Source organism: Streptomyces sp. NPDC050732, from assembly GCF_040654255.1.
Lineage (GTDB): Bacteria > Actinomycetota > Actinomycetes > Streptomycetales > Streptomycetaceae > Streptomyces.
Genome location: NZ_JBFAHP010000003.1, coordinates 102,800 through 120,926, shown reverse-complemented (window position 1 = coordinate 120,926; position 18,127 = coordinate 102,800). Strand labels below are relative to the sequence as shown.

Annotated in this window: 14 protein-coding genes; 8 read left to right on the top strand and 6 right to left on the bottom strand. The window is 70.6% G+C overall.

Features of this window, described 5'->3' with window-relative positions; genetic code table 11:
* Positions 1–81 precede the first annotated feature (81 nt).
* From AB0H82_RS03960 to AB0H82_RS03940, 5 genes are all read left to right on the top strand, one after another.
* On the top strand, positions 82–966 hold the full coding sequence (locus AB0H82_RS03960) for an ABC transporter permease (RefSeq protein ID WP_362988479.1): 885 nt from the start codon (positions 82–84) through the stop codon (positions 964–966).
* The gene (locus AB0H82_RS03955) at positions 939–1,706 is read left to right on the top strand and encodes an ABC transporter ATP-binding protein (RefSeq protein WP_362988477.1); all 768 of its coding nucleotides are present in this window, start codon (positions 939–941) and stop codon (positions 1,704–1,706) included. Before AB0H82_RS03960 ends, AB0H82_RS03955 begins: the two co-directional genes overlap by 28 nt.
* A gap of 82 nt (positions 1,707–1,788) precedes the next feature.
* Entirely contained in the window at positions 1,789–2,850 is a 1,062-nt protein-coding gene (locus tag AB0H82_RS03950) for an ABC transporter substrate-binding protein (RefSeq protein ID WP_362988475.1), read from the top strand.
* A 2-nt stretch (positions 2,851–2,852) separates the two neighbouring features.
* Positions 2,853–4,061 (top strand): LLM class flavin-dependent oxidoreductase, encoded by a 1,209-nt coding sequence (locus tag AB0H82_RS03945; RefSeq protein ID WP_362988473.1) that lies wholly within the window; start codon positions 2,853–2,855, stop codon positions 4,059–4,061.
* A 129-nt stretch (positions 4,062–4,190) separates the two neighbouring features.
* Positions 4,191–5,258, top strand: a complete 1,068-nt coding sequence (locus AB0H82_RS03940; protein ID WP_362988831.1) for an NAD(P)-binding domain-containing protein — start codon at positions 4,191–4,193, stop codon at positions 5,256–5,258.
* 24 nt (positions 5,259–5,282) lie between these two features.
* Here the strand turns inward: AB0H82_RS03940 and AB0H82_RS03935 are convergent, their stop codons facing one another.
* From AB0H82_RS03935 to AB0H82_RS03920, 4 genes are all read right to left on the bottom strand, one after another.
* A complete protein-coding gene (locus AB0H82_RS03935; protein WP_362988471.1) occupies positions 5,283–6,638 on the bottom strand; it encodes a S8 family peptidase in 1,356 nt (451 codons plus the stop codon).
* Between the two features lie 157 nt (positions 6,639–6,795).
* A complete protein-coding gene (locus tag AB0H82_RS03930) occupies positions 6,796–7,497 on the bottom strand; it encodes an antibiotic biosynthesis monooxygenase (protein ID WP_362988469.1) in 702 nt (233 codons plus the stop codon).
* A gap of 119 nt (positions 7,498–7,616) precedes the next feature.
* A complete protein-coding gene (gene mltG / locus AB0H82_RS03925; RefSeq protein ID WP_362988467.1) occupies positions 7,617–8,429 on the bottom strand; it encodes an endolytic transglycosylase MltG in 813 nt (270 codons plus the stop codon).
* 43 nt (positions 8,430–8,472) lie between these two features.
* On the bottom strand, positions 8,473–10,212 hold the full coding sequence (locus AB0H82_RS03920) for an ABC transporter ATP-binding protein (protein WP_362988828.1): 1,740 nt from the start codon (positions 10,210–10,212) through the stop codon (positions 8,473–8,475).
* A gap of 163 nt (positions 10,213–10,375) precedes the next feature.
* Between AB0H82_RS03920 and AB0H82_RS03915 the strand changes: the two genes are divergently transcribed.
* From AB0H82_RS03915 to AB0H82_RS03905, 3 genes are all read left to right on the top strand, one after another.
* Positions 10,376–10,819, top strand: a complete 444-nt coding sequence (locus tag AB0H82_RS03915) for a MarR family transcriptional regulator (protein WP_362988465.1) — start codon at positions 10,376–10,378, stop codon at positions 10,817–10,819.
* Positions 10,820–10,890: 71 nt separating this feature from the next.
* Entirely contained in the window at positions 10,891–13,809 is a 2,919-nt protein-coding gene (locus tag AB0H82_RS03910) for an FAD-binding and (Fe-S)-binding domain-containing protein (protein ID WP_362988463.1), read from the top strand.
* 165 nt (positions 13,810–13,974) lie between these two features.
* A complete protein-coding gene (locus AB0H82_RS03905) occupies positions 13,975–15,456 on the top strand; it encodes a Gfo/Idh/MocA family oxidoreductase (RefSeq protein WP_362988461.1) in 1,482 nt (493 codons plus the stop codon).
* A 71-nt stretch (positions 15,457–15,527) separates the two neighbouring features.
* Here AB0H82_RS03905 and AB0H82_RS03900 read toward each other — a convergent pair whose 3' ends face one another.
* Positions 15,528–17,141 (bottom strand): peptide-N4-asparagine amidase, encoded by a 1,614-nt coding sequence (locus tag AB0H82_RS03900; protein WP_362988459.1) that lies wholly within the window; start codon positions 17,139–17,141, stop codon positions 15,528–15,530.
* Positions 17,142–17,253: 112 nt separating this feature from the next.
* The gene (locus tag AB0H82_RS03895; RefSeq protein WP_362988825.1) at positions 17,254–17,970 is read right to left on the bottom strand and encodes a L,D-transpeptidase family protein; all 717 of its coding nucleotides are present in this window, start codon (positions 17,968–17,970) and stop codon (positions 17,254–17,256) included.
* Positions 17,971–18,127: the final 157 nt, after the last annotated feature.

The following is an 18,127-nucleotide window of genomic DNA, read 5'->3' as shown; positions in this document are numbered from 1 at the left end:
CGCGGGTCCGGCCTCGGGCCGAGTTCCCTCCGCACCGGCTGCCGGTAACCCCTTTCTCCGTCCTCTCCCCCTGGAGCGCTCGTGCGCGTCAGTCATGCCCCGCCGCATGCCCCATCGACACCCGATATATCCCTTAAATCATCAGTCGCTCCTGCGTCAGGTCCCGAACTCGTAGCCCTCGTCCCCTCCTCCAGCCGCCGCGCCCGCGTCCCCCGCTGGGTGCGCCGCACCTCGGGCCCGCTCGCGCTGCTCGCGCTCTGGCAGATCCTCAGCGCCACCGGCGTGCTGACCAGTGACGTGCTCGCCTCGCCCGGGACCGTGGCCCGGGTCGCCGGTGACCTCATCGGGGACGGGTCCCTGCCCAACGCCATGGGCGTCTCGCTGCAGCGCGTCGCGCTCGGACTGCTGTTCGGCACCGTCGTCGGCACGGCGCTCGCCCTCGTGTCCGGGCTCTTCCGCATCGGCGAGGACCTCGTGGACGCCAGCGTGCAGATGCTCCGCACCGTTCCGTTCGTCGGGCTCATCCCGCTGTTCATCATCTGGTTCGGCATCGGCGAGGCGCCGAAGATCGCCATCATCACGCTCGGCGTGTCGTTCCCGCTCTATCTGAACGTGTACGCCGGTATCCGGGGCGTCGACGCCCAGTTGATCGAGGCCGGGGAGTCGCTCGGCCTGTCGCGGTGGGGGCTCGTACGGCACGTCATCCTGCCGGGCGCGCTGCCCGGGGCCATGACGGGACTGCGCTACTCACTGGGCATCTCCTGGCTCGCCCTCGTCTTCGCCGAGCAGGTCAACGCCGACGCCGGGATCGGCTTCCTCATGGTCCAGGCCCGCGACTTCCTGCGTACCGACGTGATCGTCGTATGCCTGGTCGTCTACGCCTTCCTCGGCCTGACCGCCGACTTCGTCGTCCGAACCCTCGAAAGGCTGCTGCTGCAATGGCGACCGACGTTCACCGGCCGGTGACCACCGCCCCCACCGGGGACACTGCCCCGTCCGCCGTACGCGTCGACGGGCTCACCCGCACCTTCGACGGGCGCGCCGTCATCGACGACCTGCACCTCGACGTACGACAGGGCGAGTTCGTGGCACTGCTGGGCCGGAGCGGCTGCGGGAAGTCGACGTTGCTGCGCATCCTCGCCGGGCTCGACCGCGACATCGAGGGCACCGTGCTCGTGCCGCGCCGCAAGGCCGTCGCGTTCCAGGCGCCGCGGCTCATGCCGTGGAAGCGGGTGTGGCGCAATGTGCTGCTCGGGCTGCCGGGCCGGCCCGACCGGGGCGTCGCGGAGCGGGCGCTGGCCGAGGTGGGCCTGAAGCACCGCACCACGGCCTGGCCCAAGACGCTCTCCGGCGGCGAGGCCCAGCGCGCCTCGCTGGCCCGGGCCCTGGTGCGCGAGCCCGATCTGCTGTTGCTGGACGAGCCGTTCGGCGCGCTCGACGCGCTCACCCGCCTCAAGGCTCAGCGGCTCGTCGACGAACTGTGGCAGCGGCGCGGCTGCGCGGTGCTGCTCGTCACGCACGACGTGGAGGAGGCGGTGCTCCTCGCCGACCGGGTGCTCGTCATGGACGGCGGTGTCATCGCCTACGAGAAGGAGATCGGCCTGGAGCGGCCGCGCGGCATCTCCGACCCCCGCTTCGGTGAGCTGCGCGCGGAGCTGCTCCAGCGCCTCGGCGTCGAGGCGCCCGCCGAAGCCCCCGCCGCCTGAACAGAACCCACAGAACCCCTGACCGCTGACCCACACACCCCGTCCCCACGTACCGAAGCGATTCGAAGCGAACGGAACCGTCATGCGACGACCACGCCCAGCCCCCGCCGCCCCAGCCCTCGCCACCCTCCTGCTCCCCCTTGCCCTGCTGCTCGCCGCCTGCTCCGGCACCTCGTCCGCCGGCACATCGATCGGCGGTGGCGGCGGCGGCACCGACGGCAAGGGGTCGTTGACCTTGAACGTCGGTGACCAGAAGGGCGGTTCGGAAGCCGTGCTGCGTGCGGCCGGAGAGCTCGACGACCTCGACTACAAGATCCGCTGGTCCACCTTCACGTCCGGCCCTCCCCTGCTGGAAGCCATCAACGCCAAGGCCGTCGACATCGGCGGCGTCGGCAACACGCCGCCGGTCTTCGCGGCGGGCGCGGGCTCGAAGATCTCCGTGGTGGCCGCGAGCCACGGCACGGCGGCCGGGGACACGATCCTCGTGCCCAACAGCTCGGCGTTGAAGAAGACCCGGGAGCTGAAGGGCAGGTCCGTTGCCGTGGCGCAGGGTTCGTCGGCGCACTTCCAGCTGATCGCGTCCTTGAAGAAGGCCGGGCTCGGCTTCGAGGACGTCGACGTCAAGTATCTGCAGCCCGCCGACGCACTCGCCGCGTTCACCAGCGGGAAGGTGGACGCCTGGGCCGTCTGGGACCCGTACACCTCCCAGGTCCTGCGCGGCAAGAAGGGCCGCGTCCTGACCGACGGCGACGGGGTGGTGAACGGCCTCGCCTTCCAGGCCGCGGCGCCCGGCGCGCTCAAGGACAAGAAGAAGACCGCGGCGATCTCCGACTATCTGAAGCGGCTTCGCAGGGCGCAGGACTGGGTCCACAAGCACCCGGAGGCCTGGGCGAAGGTCTGGGCGAAGGACACAGGGCTGCCCTACGAAGTGGCGCTCGACGCGGTCAAGCGCACCAACGGCACCCGCGTGACGGTGGCCGTGGACAAGAACGTGGTCAGGTCCGAGCAGGAGATCGCGGACACCTTCGCCGAGCTGAAGCTGATCCCGCGCCGCATCGACTTCGGCGACTTCGTCGACACCCGCTTCAACGGCGATCTGCCGCCCTCCACCACCAAGCCGCGCACGTACCGCAAGGAGTCCTGACCATGACCGTCCACCTGCACTGGTTCCTGCCGACGGGCGGCGACGGCCGCACTCTCGTCGACCGGCACGCCTACACCGACGGCGGCATCACGCGCTCCCGCGTCACTCCGGTGAGCGGCGTCCGCGCGCCCGACATCGAGTATCTGGCCCAGATCGCCAAGGCCGCCGAGCAGTTGGGCTTCGAGGCGGTGCTCACGCCGACCGGCACGTGGTGCGAGGACGCCTGGCTGACGACGGTCGCGCTCGCCCAGCACACCGAGCGCCTCAAGTTCCTCGTCGCCTTCCGGCCCGGCGTGCTCTCCCCCGTGCTCGCGGCGCAGATGGCGGCGACGTATCAGCGCATCACCCGCGGCCGGCTGCTGCTCAACGTGGTGACGGGCGGCGACTCGACCGAACAGCGCCGGTTCGGCGACCACTTGGACCACGACCGCCGCTACGCCCGCACCGACGAGTTCCTCTCGGTCGTACGAGGGGTGTGGAGCGGCAAGCCGTACGACTTCGACGGCGAGCACTTCCAGGTCGAGGGCGGTCTGACCGCGCTGCCGCCTGACCCGCTGCCGGAGATCTTCTTCGGTGGGTCGTCGGCGGCCGCCGGACCCGTGGCCGCGCGGCACACGGATGTGTATCTGACGTGGGGCGAGCCGCCGGAGCAGGTCAAGCAGAAGATCGACTGGATTCGCGGGCTCGCCGAGAAGGAGGGCCGTACGGTCCGCTTCGGCATCCGGCTGCACACCATCTCCCGCGACTCGGCCGCGGAGGCGTGGGCGACCGCGAACCGGCTGCTCGACGACCTGGACCCGGACACCGTCGCCGCCGCGCAGGAGGCACTCGGCCGCAGTGAGTCGGTGGGCCAGCAGCGCATGCTCGCGCTGCACGGCGGCTCGCGGGACAAGCTGGAGATCGCGCCGAACCTGTGGGCCGGTGTCGGCCTGGTGCGCGGCGGTGCGGGCACGGCCCTGGTCGGCAGCCATGCCGACGTCGCCGACCGGATCGAGGAGTATCACGCCCTCGGCGTCGAGCACTTCGTGCTGTCCGGCTATCCGCACCTGGAGGAGGCGTACTGGTTCGGCGAGGGCGTCATCCCCGACCTGGCCGCGCGCGGTCTGCTGCCCCGGATTCCGGCGTCTCCGCTGACGGGTGTGCCCGCGGCGAACGGCCGCCCCGCCTCCGCCCCGGGCGGCGCGCCGCTGCTGGTGGCCGGAGGACGCTGAGAAATCCGACTCGGCGGGAAGATCCCGGACCTCGACGAAGTTAGTAGAAACGTGAACGACATCGGGGTACGAGACGCGGCCGCCCCGGCGGCGGTACGGGAAGCGGCGCCGGAACCGGCGGACGACGCGGTGCACGACGTGGACGTGGTCGTCATCGGCGCCGGGCAGGCGGGCCTGTCCAGCGCCTACCACCTGCGGCGGGCCGGCTTCACGCCGGACCGGGACTTCGTGGTCCTCGACCACGCTCCCCGGCCCGGCGGTGCCTGGCAGTTCCGCTGGCCTTCCCTGACGTACGCGAAGGTGCATGGCATGCACGCGCTCCCCGGCATGGAGCTGACGGGCGCAGACCCCGCGCGTCCGTCGTCGGAGGTCGTCGCTGAGTACTTCGAAGAGTACGAGCGCCGCTTCGACCTGGGGGTTCGGCGGCCCGTCGACGTGCGCCGGGTCCGCGAGGGCGACGGCGGCAAGCTGCTCGTCGAGACGTCGGCGGGCACCTGGTCGACGCGGGCGCTGATCAGCGCGACGGGCACCTGGGACCGGCCGTTCTGGCCGCGCTACCCGGGCCAGGACACGTTCCGCGGGCGGCAGCTGCACACGGCCGTCTACCCCGGGCCCGAGGCGTTCGAGGGGCAACGGGTGATCGTCGTGGGCGGTGGCGCGTCCGGCACCCAGCACCTCATGGAGATCGCCCCGTACTCGGCCGCGACGACCTGGGTCACCCGGAGTGAGCCTGTGTTCCGCGAGGGGCCGTTCGACGAGAACTGGGGGCGTGCGGCCGTCGCCATGGTCGAGGAGCGCGTGCGCCGGGGCCTGCCGCCGCGGAGCGTGGTGTCGGTGACGGGGCTGCCGGTGAACGACGCGATCCGGCGGGCGCGGGCCGACGGCGTCCTCGACCGGCTGCCGATGTTCGACCGGATCACGCCGACCGGCGTCGAGTGGGACGACGGCCGACGTGTCGACGCCGACGTGATCCTCTGGGCGACGGGCTTCCGCCCGGCGGTCGACCACCTGACGCCGCTGCGGCTGCGCGAGCCGGGCGGCGGCATCCGGCTGGAAGGCACCCGGGCCGCCGCCGACCCGCGCGTCCACCTCGTGGGATACGGGCCGTCGGCCAGCACGATCGGTGCCAACCGCGCGGGCCGTGCGGCGGTGCGCGACATCCGGCGATTGCTGGCAGCGGCGCCGGTCGCGGCGTGACCCGCCTTAGGGCGGTACCCCGTTCTAGGGCAGGTACAGCGTGTAGAGGAGCTTGTCGGGTGTGACGGGTGGGGTGCCCTGCAGCACCCCCGTGGTGGCGTTGTCGACCAGGCCTCGCTTGACCTGCGCCGGGGTGTCCGTGGGCCGGAAACCGAGGTGGAGCGCGGCGGCGCCTGCCGCGTGCCCGCTGGCCATCGACGTGCCGTTGAGAGTCGCGGTCGCGGTGTCGCCGTCCTTCCATGCGGAGGGAATCTGCACGCCGGGCGCGAACAGGGACACGCAGTTGCCGTGGTTGGAGGAGGAAGCCCGGCGGTCGCTCCGGTCGCTGGCGCCGACGCTGATCGTCTCGGCCACCCGTGAGGGCGAGGTGCTGCAGGCGCCGCCCGCCTGTCCGGAGCTGCCCGCCGCGACGGTGTAGGTGACCCCGGAGCGGATGGAGCGCCGCACCGCGCTGTCCAGGACGTCGCTGGCCGCGCCGCCGAGGCTCATGTTCGCGACCGCGGGCCTGGCGCCCTTCCCCGTCACCCAGTCGACGCCCGCGACGACGCCCGAGATGGTGCCGGAGCCCTGGCAGTCGAGGACCCGTACCGCGACCAGGCGGGCCTGCTTCGCCACGCCGTACGTCGCGCCCGCGGCGATGCCTCCCACGTGGGTGCCGTGGCCGTTGCAGTCGTTGCCGTTCCGGCCGTCGCCCACGGTGTCGGTCCCGACCGAGGCCCGGCCGCCGAACTCCGTGTGCGTGGTCCGCAGCCCGGTGTCGATGACGTACACGCTCACGCCGGGAGCGGTGGTGCGGTAGGTGTACGTGGTGGACAGCGGGAGGCGCCGCTGGTCGATGCGGTCCAGTCCCCAGGGCGCGTCGGGCTGGGTCTGTTCGCGGGTGGAGACCCCGTCGGCCGCCGTCCGGGGCGGGGCAGCAGGTGGGGTGTCGATGCGGACCCGGGTGTCCTGGCGGACGTAGGCGACGCGGGGGTCGGCGGCCAGCTCGGCGGCCTGTGCACGGCTCATCCGGGCGGAGAAGCCGCGCAGCGCCGCCTGGTAGACGTGCCCGAGCCGCGCCCCTTCGGCCCGGCCGACGAGCTCGCGCGCCACGCCGGGCACGGCGGAGGAGCCGACCGCGGCGCCCCTGTTCCCCGACCCGGGTTCCTTCAACACGACGATCCAGCCGTTCGGCACGGCATTCTCCGAGCCGCTCGCAAGCCGCAGTTTCTTGCCGGGGGTGGTGGAGCCGACGGAACCGGCGGATCCGACGGAGTCCCCGGACGCCTCATGAGTGGCGGACGTGACGGAAGTGGCGGGAGTGGCGCCGAGCAGGCCGGTGGCGGTCAGCGCGGCGGACAGCAGCACCGCTGCCTGTCGCCGACGGGAGGGCATTCTCATTCCCGGTGCACCTGAACCTTTCGTTGACCAGAAGGGGTCGGATCATGTGCGGTGCGCGGTGCGGTTGTTGCCCGTGGTTCTGCGGGGAGCGCATGCCAGCCTCTCGCGCCGCTCAGCGCGGCACAAGAGGTCGGACGGCGGCTCCGGGAGCGGCGGTTCAGGGTGCGGCGACGTTCACCAGGCTCTTGTACGGGAGGTAGCGCGGCACGCTGGGCTGGGTGGGGGCCGGAGTGACGCCCTCCAGGCCGTCGATCATCACGCCCAGCTCGACGGTGCCGCCTCCCTCGGTGAAGCGCCGCCAGGCCGACATGTCCCGCCACTCCCCGTGGTTGAGCACCAGCCGGCCGTCCTTGCTCGTGTGGAAATGGGCCGCGAGGAGACCGGGCGGGCGGGTCCGCTCCAGGATCGCCACGACGCCGTCGATGAAGGCGCGCTGCCGGTCCGGGCCGTCGGTCTCGAAGATGGGGGTGACCAGTGCGCCGGGGGTGCTTTCCGCCCTTTCCTCGGTCGCGTAGCTGCGATAGAGGGAATAGCGCACCTCCCCGGGCCGCTCGATGCCCAGGACCATTCGGTCGACCCTGCTCATGTCCTCGCTGTTCTGGGCCGCACGTGCCCACTCGCGGTGGGAGTCGTCATCCGTCCACTGCGCGTAATTGAGTACCTCACGGCCGTTCTCACTGAGGAATGTGGTGAACGACAGCATCGCCGCCGGGCGTTCCTGGTGTTCCCACTCCTCGATCACCAGGTCCGCGGCCTGCTTCTGGACCCCCGGGGCCGGCAGGGTCCACGAACTGACGAGGATCGTCCCGGCGTCGGCGCGCCGGACGTCGGGAAAGGCGCGTGATATCGGTGCGGCCATGGTCGGCTCCTCCTGCATACTGAGCGGTACGGTTGAGAAAAGCGTTGTACCTGAACCACGGTTGAGGTCAAGGAGAAGCCGATCCCCGGCGAGTCCCCCTGACTCGCCCTGGCCTCCTGCTACTTCTCCTTGTTGAACTCCCCCACGTTCTTCTGGTGTTCCTCAAAGCTCGCCGTAAAACGCGTGTCCCCCGGCTTTACCGTCACGAAGTACAGCCAGTTCCCCGGAGTCGGGTTGATGGCCGCCCGCATCGCCTCTTCTCCGGGGTTGCCGATCGGCGTGGGCGGCAGACCCATGCGTGCGTAGGTGTTGTACGGGCTGCTGATCTTGGTGTCACGTTCACTGGTCGCCAGTGTGGAGCGGTTGAGCGCGTAGTTGATGGTGGAGTCCATCTGCAGCGGCATGCCCTGGTCAAGGCGGTTGTAGATGACCCGGGCGACCTTGCCCATCTCCTCCTTGGAGCCCGCCTCGGCCTCGATCATGCTCGCGATGGTGACGGTTTGGTAGAGGTTGACGGCATTCCGCTCTGCGCCCGCCGTGACCTGGCCGGCGCCGAACTTCTTGTTCGCCGTGTTCACCATGTACGACAGGACGGATGCCGGAGTCGACTGGGAGTCGATCGGATACGTCGCCGGGAAGAGGTACCCCTCGGGGTTGCCACCGGCATCGCGGGGGAGTTTGAGGCCGGCCTTCGGGAGAGCCTTCTTCGTGGTGCCGGCGGGCACCCCGAGGGCCTTGTCCACGGCCGCGTACACCTGCCCCGAACGCCACCCTTCCGGGATGGTCAGGGTCTCGGTCTGTGCGTCGTCGTCAGGAAGCAGCAGCGGCACCGCCACAGCGGCTGCCGCGACGGCGGCTCCGGTCGCGATCAGGACGATCCGGCCCCGGCGCGTCAGTTGAGTCGTGCCCCGTCTCGGAGTCTTGGTCTGCATGCGGGCACGGTAACCCGCAAATGCTCATATTCCTGGCATATCTTCACGTCACCGGCTCCAGTTGGGCGTCTCTTCGGACGAGGGCGGCGTAACGGCCGTCGCGCTCCATGAGCTCCTCGTGAGTGCCGCGCTCCGCGGTGCGACCGGCGTCCAGGACCACGATCTGGTCGGCGCCGCGGACGGTGGAGAGGCGATGGGCGATGGTGAGGGTGGTCCGGCCCGCGGACAGCGCGTCGATGGCCTCCTGCACGGCTCGCTCCGTGCGGGTGTCCAGGGCGCTGGTCGCTTCGTCGAGGATGAGGACCGGCGGGTCCCGCAGGAGGGTGCGGGCGATGGCCAGGCGCTGCTTCTCGCCGCCGGAGAAACGGTGGCCGCGCTCGCCGACGACCGTGTCGTACCCGTCGGGGAGGGATGCGATGTGGTCGTGGATCTGGGCGGCGCGGGCGGCGGTCGCGAGCTCCTCGTCGGTGGCGTCGGGCTTGGCGAAGCGGAGGTTGTCCGCGACCGAGGCGTGGAAGAGATACGTCTCCTGGGAGACGACGCCGACGGCACGCGCGAGGGTGTCGAAGTCGAGGTCGCGCACGTCGACCCCGTCGAGGGTGACGCGTCCTGCCGTGACGTCGTAGAGCCGGGGCACCAGATGGCTCAGGGTCGACTTGCCGGAGCCGGTCGGCCCGACCACGGCGAGGCTGCCGCCCGCGGGTATGACGATGTCGATGTCCTGGAGCGTGGGGCCCGACTTCTCGTCGTAACGGAACTCGACCTTCTCGAAGCGGACCTCGCCCTTGATCTTGTCGAGGTGCACCGGCTTCTCCGGCTCGGTGATGTCGATGGGCAGATCGAGGTACTCGAAGATGCGCTGGAAGAGTGCGAGCGACGTCTGGATCTGCACACCGGTCGAGAGCAGGCTCACGGTCGGGCGGAACAGGCCCTGCTGCAGCGAGACGAAGGCGACGAGCGTGCCGATCGAGACCGTCGGGCCGCCCGTCCGGAAGGCGATGCCCGCGGTCCAGTAGATGACGGCGGGCATCGCGGCCATGACGATCGAGATGACGGCCATGCGCCACCGGCCCGCCATGTTCGACCGGATCTCCAGGTCGACCAGTCGCTCGGACTCCGCAGCGAAGGACTGGGTGAGGGAGTCGGCTCGCCCCATGGTCCGGCCGAGGACGATGCCGCTCACCGAGAGCGACTCGGTGACCGTCGCGGCCATCGCGGCCATCTGCTTCTGGCGCTGTGTGGCGATCTTCTTGCGCTCACGGCCGACGCGGCGGCTGATCCACACGAAGACGGGCAGCAGGAGGAGCGAGACCACCGTGAGCCGCCAGTCCAGGGCGAGCATGGCGACGACGGTCGCGATGACACTCGTGAGGTTCGAGACCAGGGACGTGGCGGTGGAGGTGACCGTCGCCTGCATGCCGCCGATGTCGTTGGCGATCCGGGACTGGACCTCGCCCGTGCGGGTGCGGGTGAAGAAGGCCAGGGACATGCTCTGCAGCCGGCCGTAGACCGCGGTGCGCAGGTCGTGCATGACGCGCTGGCCGACGGATGTGCTGATCAGGGTCTGCAGGACGCCGAAGATGCTCGTGACGACCGCGCTGAGGATCATGCCCAGCGCGAGCAGGCTCAGCAGGCCCGTGCGCCCCTGCGGCAGGGCGGTGTCGAGGATCTCCTTGAGCAGGAACGGGGTCGCCACCGAGACGAGCGACGCGGCGCAGACCAGCAGGCCCACGATCGCTAGGCGGCCTCGGTACGGCCGGAAGAGGCGGAGGATGCGGCGCATCTGGCGCGGCTGCGGCTCCTCGCCGGGGACGGGGGGCTGCGGCGTCCAGGTGGGGTCGTCGTGACGCATGGGCTCCTTCGGGATTTCGGACGACGATGACTCAGGGAGCATAGCTCACTGTTACCTATACTCACAATGCACAAGGTCCTGATAATGTTCCCGCATGAACACCCCGGACCCAGACGGCCTGCTCGCCGAACAGTTGCTGCGGCTGACCCGCAGGCTGCAGCGGATCCAGAAGCGTCATCTGGTGCCGATCGGCATCACGCCCGCCCAGTCCCGCCTGCTGCGCACCCTCGCGCATTACGAGACCCCGCCGCGCATGGCCGACCTCGCCGAGCGCCTCGAAGTCGTGCCGCGCGCCGTGACCACCCTGGTCGACGGCCTGGAAGCCGCCGATCTCGTGCGACGCGCACCCGACCCCACCAACCGCCGGGTGATCCGCATCGAACTCACCGACGCCGGGCTCAAGGCCCTCGGCGAGCTGCGCGGCGCGCGCCGCGCGGCCGCTGAGGACATCCTGGCTCCATTGGACACCGAGCAGCGCGCCCAGCTGGGCGTCCTGTTGAACGCGCTGTTCGACGTGCCGGACGTCCGTCGCTGCTGACACCGTCCGCCGCCGGGCGCCGAGCACACGGCCACATACGCCGAGCACGCCGCAATCGTCGAGGAGAGCTCATGCCACTGCTGGAGCCCGAGCCGGACGCCCTGCGCCCCGATCCCGCGTCGCGCGCGGCGTCGCACGACCGCGTGCCGGACCTGCGGGACGGCGGCACCCCTGAGCCGCTGCGCTCCGAACTGACCGCGCTGCTCGGCGCGGACAAGGTCCTCACGAAGATCTCCGACCTCGTGAAGTACGCGTCGGACGCCAGCCCCTACCGCTTCGTGCCCCAGGTCGTGGTCGTCCCCGAGGACATCGACGACGTGTCGGCCGTCCTGTCGTACGCGCACGGCAAGGGCCGCGAAGTCGTCTTCCGCGCGGCGGGCACGTCGCTGAACGGCCAGGCGCAGGGCGAGGACATCCTCGTCGACGTGCGCAAGCACTGGTCGGGCGTCGAGGTGCTCGGCGAGGGCGAGCGCGCCCGCATCGGTCCTGGCACGACGGTCGTGCGCGCCAACACCACACTGTCCCGGTACGGCCGGGTGCTCGGCCCCGACCCGGCGAGCGCGATCGCCTGCACCGTCGGCGGCGTCGTCGCGAACAACGCGTCGGGCATGACGGCCGGCACCACCCGCAACTCGTACCGCACGCTCGCCTCACTGACCTTCGTCCTCCCCTCCGGGACGGTCGTGGACACGGCCGAGCCGGACGCCGACGAGCAGTTGGCGCACGCGGAACCGGCGCTGTGCGAGGGCCTGCTGGCCATCAAGCGGGAGATCGAGGCGGATGCCGAGCTCGTGGCCCGCATCCGCGCCAAGTACGCGATCAAGAACACCAACGGCTACCGCCTGGACGCCTTCCTCGACGGCGCGACGCCCGTGCGGATCCTGCGCGGCCTGATGGTCGGCTCCGAGGGCACCTTCGGCTTCATCTCCGAAGTCGTCTTCGACACGCTGCCTCTGGACCGGCACACGACGACCGCCCTGCTGTTCTTCCCCTCGCTGCCCGCGGCCGCCGCCGCGGTGCCGTTGTTCAACGCGGCAGGCGCGCTCGCCGTCGAGCTGATGGACGGCAACACTCTGCGCGCATCGGTCAGCGTGCGGGGCGTGCCCGCCGACTGGGCCGGCCTCCCGAAGTCCACGGCCGCCCTCCTGGTGGAGTTCCGCGCCCCGGACGAGGCCGCGCAGGAGGTGTACGAAGCTGCGGCCACCCAGGTCCTTCAAGGGCTCGAACTGGTCGCGCCCGTCCCCTCGGTGACGAACGCGTTCACCCGTGACGCGAAGACGATCGGCGGCTACTGGAAGGCACGCAAGGCGTTCGTCACCGCTGTCGGCGGCTCCCGCCCTTCGGGGACGACGCTGATCACCGAGGACTTCGCCGTCCCGCCGGGGCGGCTCGCCGAGGCCTGTGAAGCGCTGCTCGACCTGCAGACGCGGCACGGCTTCGACGCCGCCGTCGCGGGCCACGCGGCGCACGGCAACCTCCACTTCCTGCTCGCCTTCGACGCGGCGGTCCCCGCCGATGTGGAGCGCTATGCCGCGTTCATGGACGACTTCTGCCACCTGACGGTGGAGCGTTTCGACGGCTCCCTCAAGGCCGAGCACGCCACGGGACGCAATATCGCGCCCTTCCTGGAGCTCGAATGGGGCCCCAGGGCGACCGAGTTGATGTGGCGCACCAAGCAGGTCATCGACCCGGACGGTGTGCTCGCGCCCCGCATCGTCCTCGACCGCGATCCGCAGGCTCATCTGCGTGGCCTGAAGACCATCCCCAAGGTGGAGCCGATCGCCGACCCGTGCATCGAATGCGGCTTCTGTGAACCGACGTGCCCCAGCGAGGACTTGACCACGACACCGCGCCAGCGCATCGTGCTCCGCCGCGAGATGATGCGCCAGCCCGCGGGCTCCCCCGTCGAGGACGCCCTCGTCGAGGCGTACGGCTACGACGCCGTGGACACCTGCGCGGGCGACTCGACCTGCGCAATCGCCTGCCCGGTGGGCATCGACACGGGGGCCCTGATGAAGGACTTCCGGCACGCGCGGCACTCGCCCCGCGAGGAGAGGATGGCCGCTCTCGCCGCGAGGAACTTCAAGGCCGTCGAGGCGTCCGCGCGGCTGGCGGTGGCCGCCGCCGACAGGATCGGCGACCGACTGCTGACCGCGGTGACCCGCACCACCCGCAAGGCCGTGCGTCCGGACCTGGTCCCCGAGTGGCTGCCGCAGATCCCGGGGGCCGCCGCACGCGAACTGCCGCACACCGCACGCGTCGGCGCCTCGGCCGTCTACTACCCGGCGTGCGTCAACCGCATCTTCGCCGGGCCGGGCGACCGTTCCCTGGCGGAGGCCGTGGTCGCCGTCTCCACGCGCGCGGGGAAGTCGGTTTGGATTCCGGACGATGTCGCGGGGACGTGCTGCGCGACGATCTGGCACTCCAAGGGGTACGACACCGGAAACAGGGTCATGGCCAATCGCATCGTCGAGGCGGTCTGGGGCTGGACGGCAGGCGGCCGCCTGCCGCTGATCGTCGACGCCTCCTCCTGCACCCTCGGCATCGCGCACGAGGTCGTGCCCTACCTGACCGCCGACAACCGCGAGCTGCACCGGGAGCTGACGGTCGTCGACTCGATCGTCTGGGCCGCCGACGAGCTCCTCCCCCACCTGACCGTGCACCGCAAGGTCGGCTCCGCCGTGCTGCACCCCACCTGTTCCATGCAGCACCTCGGAGACGAGCCGCAGCTCCGGGCCGTAGCCGAGGCCTGCGCGGACGAAGTGGTCGTGCCGGACGACGCGGGATGCTGCGCCTTCGCGGGCGACCGCGGCATGCTCCACAAGGAGCTCACGGAATCGGCCACACGCAAGGAGGCGGCGGAGGTCACGTCCCGCCCCTTCGACGCGCACCTTTCGGCGAACCGCATGTGCGAGGTGGGCATGGACCACGCGACGGGTCGCGGCTACTACTCCGTACTCCTGGAGTTGGAGCGCGCGACGCGTCCGTGACCGGCATCTCCCGCACTCCCTGCTACCCCTCTCGATACCTTTCGATGCCTCTCGATAAGTCCAACTCTTCGGTACCTCCTGTCTCTTGCGTCCCGGCCGGGCCACCACCAGGGTGGCTTCCGCCCCAGTGGTAGAGACCAGCCGACATTCAGCTACGGAGGTCCGATGCACGACGAGAACGCCACCCCGACCCCTGACGGCACCACCCCCGACGACGGCACCGGGAGCACGCCGGGAGACGGCCACTCCCGCCGCACGGTGCTCCGCACCGCGGGCCTCGCCGGCGCGGGGCTCGGAGTCGGCGCCTTCGCGGGCGGCACGGCACACGCCGACACCCCCGCCGCCCCGGCCGCGGCAGCCCCGGCCTCGGACACCGCGACGGCCGAGGCTCCCGCCCGCAAGGGCGACACCATGATCGGCGTGCCGTTCGAGCGGCGCTCCACGGTGCGGGTCGGGATCATCGGGCTCGGCAACCGCGGCGGCAGCATGATCGACCTGTTCCTCGCGATACCGGGCGTCCGTGTGGTCGCACTCTGCGACCCGGTCAAGGACAAAACCGCGGCCGCCGCGAAGAAGGTCACGGCAGCGGGCCAGCCCGCCCCCGCGACGTACACCAAGGGCGAGCACGACTACGAGAACCTGTGCAAGCGCGGCGACATCGACTTCGTGTACGTGGCGACGCCCTGGGACCTCCACTTCGCCATGGCCAAGTCGGCGATGGTGAACGGCAAGCACGTCGGTGTGGAGTGTCCCATCGCCATGCGCCTGGACGAGCTGTGGCAGCTCGTCGACCTGTCCGAGCGCACCCGCAGGCACTGTATGCAGCTGGAGAACTGCTGCTACGGCAAGAACGAGATGCGTGTCCTGCGCATGGCGCACGCGGGCAAGTTCGGCGAGCTGCTGCACGGGGCGGGTGCCTACAACCACGACCTGCGCGGTCTGATGTTCGACCCCGACTACTACGAAGGGCCGTGGCGGCGCCTGTGGCACACCCGGCTGCGCGGCGACCTCTACCCGAACCACGGCTTCGGCCCGGTCGCCAACTACATGGACGTCAACCGCGGCGACCGCGTCACGCACATCTCCAGCTTCGGCACGCCCGCGCTCGGCCTCGCCGAGTACCGCAAGGCGCACATGCCCGCGGGTGACCCGAGCTGGAAGGAGACGTACATCGAGAGCGACCGCACCATCAGTCTCGTCCAGACGGCGAAGGGGCGGGTGATCCGTCTGGAGCACGACGTCTCGACACCCCACCCCTACAGCCGCATCAACAGCCTCGGCGGCACGAAGGGCGTCTTCGAGGACTACCCCGCCCGGATCTACATCGAGCCGGACCACACGAACGACCAGTGGGCCGACTTCTCCAAGTACGCCGACTTCGACCACTGGCTGTGGAAGGAGCACTCCAACCCGCCCGGTGGGCACGGCGGCATGGACTACCTCATGATCTTCCGGCTGATGCAGACCATGCAGCTCGGCCTGGTGCCGGACTTCGATGTGTACGACGCCGCGACGTGGACGGCGCCCGTGCCGCTGAGCCATCTGTCGATCAAGGCGAAGGGCGCGCCGCAGGCGATCCCGGACTTCACTCGCGGACTGTGGAAGAAGGCACGGCCGGGAGTGGACTCGGAGAAGCCGAAGGCGTGAGGGGCTTGGGCGGGCTCGGTGGCGGGGTTCATGTCACCGAGCCCGTCACCGGGCCTGAGGGGCTTCTCCGGTCAGCAGCGCCGGCGGTCCTCCGTCAGGGTTCCCTGGACCGTGGAGAGGGTCCGGTCGTAGCAGCCCGTGTCGCCGACCAGCCGGTAGCGTTCGCGCGATGTGCCGACGGCGTGCCGCTGATCGCGCGGGACGTTGGCGGTGTACGTCGCGTCGCCGTCGTAACGGTCGTCCAGCACCGACCAGCCGGTGCGCCGGCCTCCCCGTTCCGTGACCTTCTCGGCGCGGTCCCCGAGGGAGATCGCGGTCCGCAGCCGGTCGCCGGCCCCGAGCGTGGTGGTGCCGTCCATGGTGTACGTCCGGTCGGTGCGCGTGGCGCGACGGCCCGTCGTGACCGTCTCGCGGTCGGTCCATGTGGCCTTGAGCGCGTCCGTCGACTCGCCGTCGGTCCAGCGGTGGACGGACGTGTTCGCGAGGGTGCGCGTCACGGTCGTCGCCACGCGGCCGTGCGACGTGTTCACATACCCCGAGACGCTGAGCCGGTGGCCGCCCTCCGTGTCGAGCCGGTGCGCCTCGTCGCCCGAACCGGGCGTGTAGGTCGACTTGTTGGCGAGGTCGCCCTCCTTGTGGCGGGTCAGCCCGCCCGTGACGTGGTCGCTCTTCTCGTCCTGCCAGACCAGAACATTGACCGGCGTGCTCCAGCCGGTCTGTGCCTCGGGTACGCCGACGACGGAGACCTCCACCCGGTGCGGGCGGCCGTCGTTGAGAGTGCCCACGAAGGGGGTCAGGTCGTACTCGATGGGCTTGATGTCGAAGGCGCGCGGTCCTGGGATCACGTACCAGAGGAAGGGGTTGGACCAGCCGCCGGTCCACACGGTCGGGAACGGCGCGGCGATGCCCGCGAGCCGGCCGTCGACCTTGACCTGCACCTCGCGGTAGGGGCCGTTGTCAGCCTTGCAGGAGTAGGGCGCGGCGTCGGGCACGGTCAGGTACCAGTACTCCTCGCAGCCTCCGCCGGAGCCTGTGGCGTACACCTCGGCGACGACGCGTTCGCTGTTGCGCGGGGTGGTGAGGGTGGCGCCGGTGGCGCCCTCACCGAGGGGGATGATCCGGTCAGGTGTCTCGCGGGCGGCGGCAGCCGCCTTCGGCTGCTGGTAGAACGTCAGCTTCACCTTGACGTCGATGATCCCGGTATAGGTCTCGTTGACGACGTTCCCGATGAGCATCTCGACCTGTTGGGCGCGGGCCAGGGTGTCGCTGTAGCGCGTCACGTCCTTCTCGACGGACCAGGTGATGCCGTCGACGGACGGCTGCGGAGTCGACGTGCGGAAGACTTCGACGCCGCCGATGCGGAGGTAGCCGAGACGGTCGTACTGGCGCCCTTTGACCTTTCCGTCGAGCCGCAGGACCACCTTGCCCCAGTCGCCCTTGCCGCACTTCTCCGGAGGGGCGTAGTCACCCCTGTACGGCGTGAAGTCCCTGAACTGCGCTTCGGCCACCGTCACTTCGCAGGACTTGGTATGCGGTTTCGGCACGGGCGGCGCGGCGGTGACCGGGTCGTGCCAGTCGTTCCCGAACTCCGGTGGGGGCGTGGCGGCCGCGGCCGGGCCGGTGCCGAGGAGGGCGCTCGCCGCGAGGGCCGCTCCGGCGAGCATGGACATGACGCGTCTTCTCATGGACGCTTTCTATGGGGCAGTCGCCGATCACCGCAATGGTGCTGCCCCGCCGCCCGCTCTCGGGCCGTCCCGCTCTCCGGTTCCCCGGTTCTCCGGTTCTCCGGCGTCCTGCTCAGGCCTGGAGGTGCGCCCTGTCACCCATCACCACAACCGGGTGCTGCTTCGGGTCGAGCGTGCGCAGCAGGTACTTCATGCCCGCCTTGGACAGGCTCACGCAGCCCGACGTCCCGCTGCCGTGGTCCATGTGCAGCCAGATGCCGCCGCCCTTGGCCTGGCCCTGCGGCCGCGTGGGGTCGTTCGGCGGGGTGCCCTTGGCGCGGTTGTAGTCGATGGCGATGACGTAGTCGAAGTCGTGCCAGTGCGTCTTGGGCCAGTAGTGCGGGGCCTGCATGGACACCGACTCCGTGTACGGGAACCTGGCCCCCGGATCCGCGAGGACGCCGCCCGCGTCGGTGAGCGTGAACACGCCCACCGGGCTGCGCTTGTCGTTCTCGCGGTGGTCGGTGGTCCAGCCCTTCTTGCCGTTGTGCGCGGGCCAGCTGCGGGCCTTCTCCCAGGTGGTGTCCTTGGTGCCCGACTTCGTGTAGAGCACGACGGTCGACTTCGCCGAGTCCTCACCGTCGCCGTAAACCGCCACGACCTGACGGGAGTTCCGAGGGATCTCGGACTGCAGACGGTCGCCGACGTCCGGAATGCGCCGGGGGTCGCCGGCCCCGGCCTGGGCGCTCTCGCCGTGCTCCGCGCCGGCGGCACCCTTCCGCGGACCGTCGTCGTTCCCACTCGCGCAGGACGTCAGAAGAACACCGCAGGCCGCTGCCGCGACCACCATTCGTACCCCACCGGCTATTCGCATCCGTCCATGGTCGCACCCGCTCCGCACTCCCCCTGTCCAGCGCCACGGCGCTCACCGGGACCGGGCCGATTCTTTACCCCTGGGCGGAAAACCGTTTGCTTCCGACCACCGGGCGAGGCGAATCTTTCACGGT

Excerpts from the sequence above, each read along its gene's own strand:
- AB0H82_RS03895 (WP_362988825.1), bottom strand. The coding sequence starts at position 17,970 with ATGGTGGTCGCGGCAGCGGCCTGCGGTGTTCTTCTGACGTCCTGCGCG.
- AB0H82_RS03955 (WP_362988477.1), top strand. The coding sequence starts at position 939 with ATGGCGACCGACGTTCACCGGCCGGTGACCACCGCCCCCACCGGGGAC.
- AB0H82_RS03900 (WP_362988459.1), bottom strand. The coding sequence starts at position 17,141 with ATGAGAAGACGCGTCATGTCCATGCTCGCCGGAGCGGCCCTCGCGGCG.
- AB0H82_RS03910 (WP_362988463.1), top strand. The coding sequence starts at position 10,891 with ATGCCACTGCTGGAGCCCGAGCCGGACGCCCTGCGCCCCGATCCCGCG.
- AB0H82_RS03915 (WP_362988465.1), top strand. The coding sequence starts at position 10,376 with ATGAACACCCCGGACCCAGACGGCCTGCTCGCCGAACAGTTGCTGCGG.
- AB0H82_RS03935 (WP_362988471.1), bottom strand. The coding sequence starts at position 6,638 with ATGAGAATGCCCTCCCGTCGGCGACAGGCAGCGGTGCTGCTGTCCGCC.
- AB0H82_RS03920 (WP_362988828.1), bottom strand. The coding sequence starts at position 10,212 with ATGCGCCGCATCCTCCGCCTCTTCCGGCCGTACCGAGGCCGCCTAGCG.
- mltG (WP_362988467.1), bottom strand. The coding sequence starts at position 8,429 with ATGCAGACCAAGACTCCGAGACGGGGCACGACTCAACTGACGCGCCGG.
- AB0H82_RS03905 (WP_362988461.1), top strand. The coding sequence starts at position 13,975 with ATGCACGACGAGAACGCCACCCCGACCCCTGACGGCACCACCCCCGAC.
- AB0H82_RS03930 (WP_362988469.1), bottom strand. The coding sequence starts at position 7,497 with ATGGCCGCACCGATATCACGCGCCTTTCCCGACGTCCGGCGCGCCGAC.
- AB0H82_RS03945 (WP_362988473.1), top strand. The coding sequence starts at position 2,853 with ATGACCGTCCACCTGCACTGGTTCCTGCCGACGGGCGGCGACGGCCGC.
- AB0H82_RS03950 (WP_362988475.1), top strand. The coding sequence starts at position 1,789 with ATGCGACGACCACGCCCAGCCCCCGCCGCCCCAGCCCTCGCCACCCTC.